The organism is Streptomyces sp. NPDC059989 (assembly GCF_042736975.1).
Lineage (GTDB): Bacteria > Actinomycetota > Actinomycetes > Streptomycetales > Streptomycetaceae > Streptomyces.
This window is the reverse complement of record NZ_JBHWUO010000009.1, coordinates 206814-213522: the sequence shown is the minus strand read 5'-3', so window position 1 is coordinate 213522 and position 6709 is coordinate 206814. Positions and strand designations below refer to the sequence as shown.

Here is a 6709-nt window from a genome sequence, read left to right as displayed (position 1 = left end):
ATTGACCTGTACGGGCTTGGTGCGCGCCACAAATCACGTTTTACGTCCCGGCCAACACCCCACCCCGTCCCCGACCCCGGCCAACCCCTCCCTCGTGCCGATCCCACCCGCCCTGGTGCACTTTCCAGCCCAGGCCGGGCAAAATCCAGCCCCTCCGGCGTTTGAGGAGCGGGGTCTGGGGCGGAGCCCCAGGTCTTTGAGCCGCACCTGTTCGGCGGCGCCGGGCACCACCCAGCCCCGCCGGCGATTGAGGCGCGGGGGGCTGGGGGCGGAGCCCGCAGGATCGGGGAGGGGCGGGGTGGGGGAAGGCCCGCGCAGCGGGAGGGTCAGGGGGACGGGAGCTCCGCGAAGTCGGCCACCAGGCCGCGGTGGTGGCCCGCCGTGCCGAGGGCAACGGCATCGGCCTTGGCCCGCTTGAGGTAGAGGTGGGCCGGGTGCTCCCACGTCATGCCGATCCCCCCGTGGAGCTGGACGCATTCCTCCGCGGCCCGGACGGCCACCCCCGAGCAGTACGCCTGGGCGACGGCCACCGTCAGCGGGGCGTCGGGGGCCGCCACGGCCAGGGCGTCGGCCGCCGCCCTGGCCGCCGCGCGGGCGGAGGCCACGTCGAGCCAGAGCCGCGCGAGGCGGTGCTTGAGGGCCTGGAAGGAGCCGACGGGCCGGTTGAACTGGTGGCGGCCCCGGACGTACCCGACGGTCTCCGTCAGGCACCACTCGGCGATCCCGAGCTGCTCGGAGGCGAGCAGCCCCGCCCCGGAGAGCAGCGCTCCGGCGACGGCCGCCCGAGCCGTGGCCGGGTCCGCGAGCAGGGTGCCCGCAGCGGCGCCGAGGGTGACGGTGGCCAGGGGGCGGGTCAGGTCCAGCGGGACCTGGGCGGCCAGCTCGGCCGAGGCGGCCGGCACGGCGTACAGCCCGGTGTCGGCGAGGACCAGCAGGACATCGGCGGCCACGGCGTCCGCGACGGCGGTGACCCTGCCGGTCAGGACGCCTCCTCCGGAATCCCGGACGGCGCCGACGGGCAGGGGCGCGCCGGGGGCGAGGCTCAGCGGTACCACCGGTACGCACACCCGGTCGCCGGAGGCCAGCTCCCGGAGCAGCGGGGTGACTTCGGGCGTGTCGCAGCCGAGCAGGATCTCCGTCGCGAGCACCGCGCTCGTCAGGTACGGGACGGGCGCCACGGCCCGGCCCAGCTCCTCCAGGACCACGGCCGCCTCGCGGTGGCTCGCGCCCTGGCCGCCGAGCTTCTCCGGTACGAGCAGTCCGGCGGCGCCGATCCCGGTGGCGAGGGTGTCCCACAGGGCCGGGTCGTGCGGGCGGCCGGTCTCGGCGCGGGCGAGGACGGCCGCGCTGTCGCAGCGGTCGGCGAGGAGGGAGCGTACGGCGGAGCGGAGTTCCTCTTCGGTGTCCGAGTACAGCAGATCCGTCATCGGGCCAGGTCCTTCCAGGCGAGGTCCTTGTCGTCGCGCGGCTCGGGGGGCAGGCCCAGGACGCGTTCGGCGACGATGTTGAGGAGGATTTCGCTGGTGCCGCCCTCGATGCTGTTGCCCTTGGCGCGCAGGTAGCGGTAGCCGGCGTCGCGGCCGGTGAAGTCGACCAGTTCGGGCCGGCGCAGCGTCCAGTCCTCGTACAGGAGGCCCTCCTCGCCGAGGAGTTCCACTTCCAGGCCGCTGATCTCCTGGTTGAGGCGGGCGAAGGTGAGCTTCATGCCGGATCCCTCGGGGCCGGGCTGCCCGGCGACGAGCTGCTGGCGCAGCCGTTCCCCGGTGAGGCGGGCGACCTCGGCCTCGACCCACAGTTCCAGGAGCCGCTGGTGGAGGGCGTGGGTGCGCAGTTCCGGGCGTTCGCGCCAGGCGGCGGCGACCGGGGCGATCATGCCGCCCTCGCGGGGGATGCGCATGCCGCCGATGGAGACGCGCTCGTTCATCAGGGTGGTGCGGGCGACGGCCCAGCCCTCTCCGACGGCGCCGAGGCGGTGGGCGTCGGGGATGCGGACGCCGGTGAGGAAGACCTCGTTGAACTCGGCCTCGCCGGTGATCTGGCGCAGCGGCCGGACCTCGACGCCGGGGGCGTGCATGTCGCAGAGGAAGTAGGTGATGCCCTGGTGCTTGGGCAGCGCCGGGTCGGTGCGGGCGATCAGGATGGCCCAGCGGGCGGTGTGGGCGCTGGAGGTCCACACCTTCTGGCCGTCGACCACCCACTCGCCGGTGTCCTCGTCGTGGACGGCGCGGGTGCCGAGCGCGGCGAGGTCGGAGCCGGCGCCGGGCTCGCTGAAGAGCTGGCACCAGACCTCTTCGCCGACCCACAGGGGGCGCAGGAAGCGGCGCTTCTGCTCCTCGGTGCCGTACGCGAGGATCGTGGGGGCGGCCATGCCCAGGCCGATGCCGATCCGGCGCGGGTCGTTGTCGGGGGCTCCGGCGGCCTCCAGTTCGGCGTCGACGACGGCCTGGAGGGTGCGGGGGGCGCCGAGGCCGCCCAGGCCCTCGGGGTAGTGGACCCAGGCGAGGCCGGCGTCGAAGCGGGCGCGCAGGAAGTCGGGGCGCGGGGTGGCCGCGGGCGGGTGCGCGGCGAGCAGGTGCCGGGTGCGGGTGACCAGGTCCTCGGCGGTGGGCGTCATCGGGAGGCACCCCCGTCCGGGGCGGGTACGACGACCAGCCGGCCGGTGGTGGTCCCGTCGGCGAGGCGCTGCACGGCGTCGGCGGCCGCGGCGAGCGGGACGCGTTCGCTGACCAGCGGTTTCACGGAGCCTTCGGCGGCGAGCCGGGTGAGCTCGGCGTGGCAGGCGAGGATGGCGGCCGGTTCCTTGGTGGCGTACAGGCCCCAGTGCAGGCCGAGGACGGAGTAGTTCTTCACCAGCGCGTGGTTGAGCGCGGGGGTGGGGATGGTGCCGCTCGCGAAGCCGACGACGACGATCCGGCCCTCGAAGGCCACGCATTTGGCGGAGGCGGTGTAGGAGTCCCCGCCGACCGGGTCGTAGACCACGTCGGCGCCGCGGCCGGCGGTGAACTCCTTGACGCGGGCGGCGACGTCCTCCGCCGTGCGGTCGATGACCAGGTCGCAGCCGAGTTCCTCGGCGGTGCGCGCCTTGGCCTTGCCTCCGACGACGCCGATGACGGTGGCCCCGGCGGCCTTGCCGAGCTGGACGGCGGCGCTGCCGACCCCGCCGGCCGCGGCGTGCACGAGGAGGGTCTCGCCGGGCTGGATGCGGGCGCGGCGGTGCAGGCCGAACCAGCCGGTCTGGTAGCCGATGTGGAGTGCTGCCGCCTCGGCGTCGTCGAGGGAGTCCGGAGCGGGCAGCAGGGCGCGGGCGGGCGCGGTGACGTACTCGGCGAAGCCGCCGTGCGGCAGGCTCGGGTTGGCGATGACGCGGCGGCCGTCCTCGGTCTCGCCGCAGATCTCGACACCGGGGGTGAAGGGGAGCGGCGGGCGGATCTGGTACTGGCCGCGGACCAGCAGCGCATCGGGGAAGTTCACGTTGGCGGCGAGCACCCGGAGCCTCACCTCGCCCTCGCCGGGGACCGGTTCGGGAACTTCTTCGAGGCGCATGGCCTCACGGGGTTCACCGGGGGTATGTACTCGCCATGCCTGCATCCGGGGCCTCCAGCCGCCGTCGGGGAACCGCTCCGCGCGCATACTAAGCGGTCGCTTGCCCTCCTGTGAACCCACCCGGGAGCGTTCCGTACGAGGTGCGTGCTCACGGAGCGTTTGTTGGGCACCATGTCCCTCGTAGATCAACAGGCAGATGCCGTACGGCACATGACACGCACCACCGGGGGGACTCGAACCATGAACGGAATCCGTACGAGAAACGTGACGGCCGCGGCGGCGGCCGCCGCCGTCCTCGCGGGGCTGGTCACCGCCGCCGGCCCGGCCGCGGCGGCGGCCGGCCCGACGGCGTGCAGCCCGGCCGTCGAGCTGCTGCCCGCCCTGCCCGGGCTGAGCGGGGGCGCCGTGGCGGGCTTCGGCACCGGCGGACTCGTCGTCGGCGCGAGCGGCGACCGGCCCGCCTACTGGACCGGCGCCGAGCACACGGTCCACGCCGTCCCGCTGCCCGCGGGCTTCGACCGGGGCAGCGTCAAGGCCGTCAGCGCCAAGGGCCTGATGGTGGGCACGGCCACCCGCGACGCGGACCGCGCCACGATCGCCTTCACCCACCAGAAGGGCGCCGCGACCTCCGAGGCGCTCACCGCGCCCGTCGCGCACGAGGTGAGCGTCGACATCAACGAGTCGGGCCGGATCGTCGCCGTGGACCACGGCGTCGCCAAGGAGTGGGTGAACGGCCGGGTCGTGCGCGAACTGTCGGCTCCGGCCGACGCGATCCCCGGTACCGAGGTCACCTCGCTCACCGGCATCAACAAGCGCGGCGACATCGTCGGCACGGCGAGCGGCTCCTACTTCGACGCCGAGAACGACATCGAGGTCACCAAGACCTTCCCGGTGGTCTGGCCCGCCGGGGGCGGCTACCCGCCCTACAGCCTGGAGGTGTGGAACGGCTACCACTCCTCGTTCGCCACGATCGGCCGGGACATCGACGACCGCGGCCGGGTGGTGGGCCTGGAGGACTACTACTACCGCAACGACCCGAAGCTGACCCCGGCCGTCTGGAAGAAGCCGTACGACGCCCTGCCCGCCGATCCGGGCCGGGTGAAGGGCTACGGCCACCTGGAGTTCAACGGCAGCAGCCCGACCACCAACGTGGCCGTCGGCACCGCCACCGCCTTCGAGGAGAGCTACGCCACCTCCTTCCAGGCCGTCTACTGGCCCGGCACGGGGGCTCCGCTGGCGCTCCCCTTCCCGGCGGGCGCCCCGGGCGGCGTGCCGCTCAGCCGCGCCTTTGCCGCCACCGATGACGACCGGGTCGGCGGCACCGTCATCGACCGGGAGACCCGGGCGGGCAGCGCCGTGATCTGGACCTGCGCGAGCGGGCAGGCGTACGCGCCGTAGCAGGAGGCGGTGTCGCGGGCATGGAGATGTGAGCGCCGGCGCGCTATCGATGCCCCATGACGGACCACAACCGGCGCGGCCTGCCCGCGCCCCCGCCGCTCGGCGCCGCCGCCCTGCCCCCCGGTACGTACGCGGGGCAGGTGGTCCTCGTGACCGGCGGCGGCACCGGGCTGGGCAAGGCCATCGCCGCCGAGTTCGCACGGCTCGGCGCCGACCTGGTGATCGCGAGCCGGCGCGCCGAGCAGCTCCACGCGGCGCGTGAGGAACTGGCGGCCGTCCCCGGCGCGGGCCGGGTGACGGCCGCCGTCTGCGACATCCGGGACCCCGAGCGGGTCGCGGAGGTCTTCGACGCGGCGCAGGCCGCGCTGGGCCTGCCGGACGTGCTGGTCAACAACGCGGCCGCCAACTTCCCCTCCCCCGCCGAGGACCTCTCCCCCAACGCCTGGCGGGCGGTGGTCGACATCACCCTGACCGGCACCTGGTTCATGACCCGCGAGTTCGGCCGCCGCCACCTGGCCGCGGGCACGCCGGGCTCGATCGTGAACATCGGCGCCTCGTACGCCTGGACCGGCGGACCGGGTTTCGCGCACAGCGCGGCCGCCAAGGCCGGGGTGAAGAACCTGGTGGAGACGCTCGCCGTCGAGTGGGGCCCGTACGGCATCCAGATCAACGGCCTGGTCCCGGGGCTGTTCCCGCACGCCGACATGACCGAGGACATCCGCACGGGCCTGGACCGGGCCGCACCGGACGCCCGGGACGCGCGCCAGCCCGCCCTGCGCGTGGGCGCCCCGCGCGAACTGGGCTGGGCGGCGACCTTCCTGGCCTCCCCCTACGCCCGCTTCGTCACCGGCCACACCCTGGTGGTGGACGGCGCGAACTGGCAGCGCCGCGCCCTGGTCAACCCGGAGGTCGAGCCGGTACGGGACCAGCTGGGCCGCGGCCCGTTCGGGGGGTGACCCGGCCGAACCGAGGGGGCGTGCCCTTCGGCGGCCGGAGTCTCATCCGCGCTCGCGGAGGTAGGCCTCCAGCTCGGCGGCCCCGGTCAGCATCGCCCGCCCGCGGGCTGACAGCCGGCCGTGCCAGTCGCGCAGTGCGGCCTCCAGCGGCTCCAGCCCGCCGGCCGCCCGCACCTGGGCGATCAGCGGGGCGATCCGCTCCAGCAGGTAGCCGCCCCGCCTGAGCTGGTGGGCCAGCCGGGCGTCCCGTACGTCGGCCCCGTCGTAGACGCGGTACCCGGTCAGCGGGTCGCGGCGCGGGCGCACCAGCCCGGCGCGCTCCCATGCGCGCAGCGTCGCGGGCCGGATTCCGAGCTGCCTCGCCAGCGGCCCGATGAACGTGTCGCCGCGCCCGGACACCGCCGTGCCGGGTTCCGGCGCCGTGGCGGGCGCCAGGTCGCGGAGGGCGTTCTCGACGGCCTGGAGGGTCCGCCGGTCGTCGAGCAGCTGGGCGTGGCTCTCGTCGATGAGGCGGAACGCCTCGTCGACCGCGCCCCGGTTCACGGCCTGCATGATCGACGTCGCCGTCCGGTGGCCGTGGCCGGGCACCAGGGCGAGGAACGCGCCCAGGGCCCGCGCGTGCAGCGGGGTGTAGGTGCGGTAGCCGTGGGGTGTGCGCCCGGCGGCCGGGAGGATGCCGGCCTCCTCGTAGTTCCTGACGGCCTGCGCGGACAGGCCGTGCCCGCGGGCCAGGTCGATCGGCCTGAGCTGCCTGCCCGTTTGAAGGTTTTGCCCCATGGGCCCGACGATATCGGGGAAAAGTTTCAACCGAG

General features: G+C 74.8%; 6 protein-coding genes. 2 read left to right on the top strand and 4 right to left on the bottom strand.

The window, feature by feature from the left end; translation table 11 throughout:
- Positions 1–326: 326 nt before the first annotated feature.
- The 3 genes from ACFWBN_RS11140 to ACFWBN_RS11130 are packed head-to-tail and all read right to left on the bottom strand — an operon-like array spanning position 327 to position 3588.
- Positions 327–1427, bottom strand: coding sequence for an acyl-CoA dehydrogenase family protein (locus tag ACFWBN_RS11140; RefSeq protein WP_385174046.1), 1101 nt, complete (start codon positions 1425–1427; stop codon positions 327–329).
- Positions 1424–2614, bottom strand: a complete 1191-nt coding sequence (locus ACFWBN_RS11135) for an acyl-CoA dehydrogenase family protein (protein ID WP_385174043.1) — start codon at positions 2612–2614, stop codon at positions 1424–1426. Before ACFWBN_RS11135 ends, ACFWBN_RS11140 begins: the two co-directional genes overlap by 4 nt.
- Entirely contained in the window at positions 2611–3588 is a 978-nt protein-coding gene (locus ACFWBN_RS11130; protein ID WP_385174039.1) for an NADPH:quinone oxidoreductase family protein, read from the bottom strand. Before ACFWBN_RS11130 ends, ACFWBN_RS11135 begins: the two co-directional genes overlap by 4 nt.
- Before the next feature lie 195 nt (positions 3589–3783).
- Here ACFWBN_RS11130 and ACFWBN_RS11125 point away from each other — a divergent pair, with 195 nt between their 5' ends.
- Both ACFWBN_RS11125 and ACFWBN_RS11120 read left to right on the top strand, forming a co-directional pair.
- Positions 3784–4941 carry a hypothetical protein gene (locus tag ACFWBN_RS11125; RefSeq protein WP_385174036.1) on the top strand — a complete coding sequence of 386 codons (1158 nt, stop codon included), beginning with the start codon at positions 3784–3786 and terminating at the stop codon, positions 4939–4941.
- Positions 4942–4997: 56 nt separating this feature from the next.
- The gene (locus tag ACFWBN_RS11120; RefSeq protein WP_385174033.1) at positions 4998–5897 is read left to right on the top strand and encodes an SDR family oxidoreductase; all 900 of its coding nucleotides are present in this window, start codon (positions 4998–5000) and stop codon (positions 5895–5897) included.
- Positions 5898–5939: 42 nt separating this feature from the next.
- Here the strand turns inward: ACFWBN_RS11120 and ACFWBN_RS11115 are convergent, their stop codons facing one another.
- Complete coding sequence (locus ACFWBN_RS11115; RefSeq protein ID WP_385174030.1) at positions 5940–6674, bottom strand: TioE family transcriptional regulator; 735 nt, start codon at positions 6672–6674, stop codon at positions 5940–5942.
- Positions 6675–6709: the final 35 nt, after the last annotated feature.

Excerpts from the sequence above, each read along its gene's own strand:
- ACFWBN_RS11140 (WP_385174046.1), bottom strand. The coding sequence starts at position 1,427 with ATGACGGATCTGCTGTACTCGGACACCGAAGAGGAACTCCGCTCCGCC.
- ACFWBN_RS11135 (WP_385174043.1), bottom strand. The coding sequence starts at position 2,614 with ATGACGCCCACCGCCGAGGACCTGGTCACCCGCACCCGGCACCTGCTC.
- ACFWBN_RS11130 (WP_385174039.1), bottom strand. The coding sequence starts at position 3,588 with ATGCAGGCATGGCGAGTACATACCCCCGGTGAACCCCGTGAGGCCATG.
- ACFWBN_RS11125 (WP_385174036.1), top strand. The coding sequence starts at position 3,784 with ATGAACGGAATCCGTACGAGAAACGTGACGGCCGCGGCGGCGGCCGCC.
- ACFWBN_RS11120 (WP_385174033.1), top strand. The coding sequence starts at position 4,998 with ATGACGGACCACAACCGGCGCGGCCTGCCCGCGCCCCCGCCGCTCGGC.
- ACFWBN_RS11115 (WP_385174030.1), bottom strand. The coding sequence starts at position 6,674 with ATGGGGCAAAACCTTCAAACGGGCAGGCAGCTCAGGCCGATCGACCTG.